This window comes from Thalassotalea sp. G20_0 (assembly GCF_017744175.1).
GTDB lineage: Bacteria > Pseudomonadota > Gammaproteobacteria > Pseudomonadales > Endozoicomonadaceae > Endozoicomonas.
This window is the reverse complement of the sequence record NZ_JAGHQV010000202.1, coordinates 1-1,331: the sequence shown is the minus strand read 5'-3', so window position 1 is coordinate 1,331 and position 1,331 is coordinate 1. Positions and strand designations below refer to the sequence as shown.

1 protein-coding gene is annotated in these 1,331 nt (G+C 48.2%); it reads left to right on the top strand.

What is annotated here, in order from left to right; genetic code table 11:
• Positions 1-83 precede the first annotated feature (83 nt).
• Positions 84-1,331: hypothetical protein (locus tag J7438_RS25500; protein WP_209278847.1), on the top strand; the 1,248-nt coding region annotated here is incomplete at its 3' end.

Genomic DNA, 1,331 nt, shown 5'->3' with positions numbered 1-1,331 from the left:
ACCCTGCATGGGGTAAAGCATTTTGCCGGGGGGTGGCTACAGCCTTTTGTGCGAATCCCATCAACACAGACTGCCTGAAGCCGGTGCATGTCAACCATCAGCAAATAGAAGAAAGGAAAGTCTGTCCATTATTCAAAGGCGGCCTGTCTGAGTTAGTAAAATCATGGGGTCTTGTCGGCGAAGCAAAGGAGGTGGCAAATCAGGAAAGACAGACCAATACCCTGCCTTCTCATGAACTGCAAGGACAACTCATTATTATTCAGGATACAGGGCCAACGCTGACCAGCGAAGGGCAGAGAACACTGAATGAAGGCGTGATATTGTCATTGAAGTACGGATGGTATGATTTTTTAGAACGGATACAATCCATCATTGTAATCACTGGGGCAGAGTTGACAGAGGATGCCCGGATAGCACTGAGTAACGCTCTGGTACAGGCAGTAGATCACCGTCTTTACGATATGGTAGGGCTGTTACTATCCATCATTGTAAGCACTGGGACAGAGCTGACGCAGGATGACCGGATAGCACTGAGTAACGGTCTGATAATGGCAGTAGATCACCGTCTTTACGATAAGGCAGAGCTGTTAAAATCCGTCTTTGTAAGCACTGAGACAGAGCTGACGGAGGATGCCCGGATAGCACTGAGTAACGGTCTGATACTGGCAGTGGATAACCGTCATTACGATAAGGATAAGCCAGAGCTGTTACTATCCATCATTGTAAGCACTGGGACAGAGCTGACGGAGGATGCCCGGATAGCACTGAGTAACGGTCTGATACTGGCAGTGGATAACCGTCATTACGATAAGGATAAGCCAGAGCTGTTACTATCCATCATTGTAAGCACTGAGACAGAGCTGACGGAGGATGCCCGGATAGCACTGAGTAACCGCCTGATACTGGCAGTGGATAACTATTATTACGATAAGGATAAGCCAGAGCTGTTACTATCCATCATTGTAAGCACCAAGACAAAGCTGACTGAGGATGACCAGAGAAAACTGAGGGGAAGTCTGGTATGGGCAGCAGCTTTCCAGAACTACGAGCTGGTAGAACAGTTAGTATCGATCATAAAGGGTACCGGGGTAAAGCTGACGGACGATGACATAAGCAAACTGAATGAATCTTTGGAGAAGGCTATAGCTGACGATCATTACGATGGCGCAGAGCGCTTAACAGGCATCATTCTGGCCCTGGGGGCAACGCTAACGGATGAAGTTCTGGATAAACTGAATGAAGCTCTGGAGCGGGCAATAGTTACTGACCGTTACGATGACGCAGAATGTTTATATGGCACGATTTTGAGCGCGGGGGCAAAGCTGACGGAC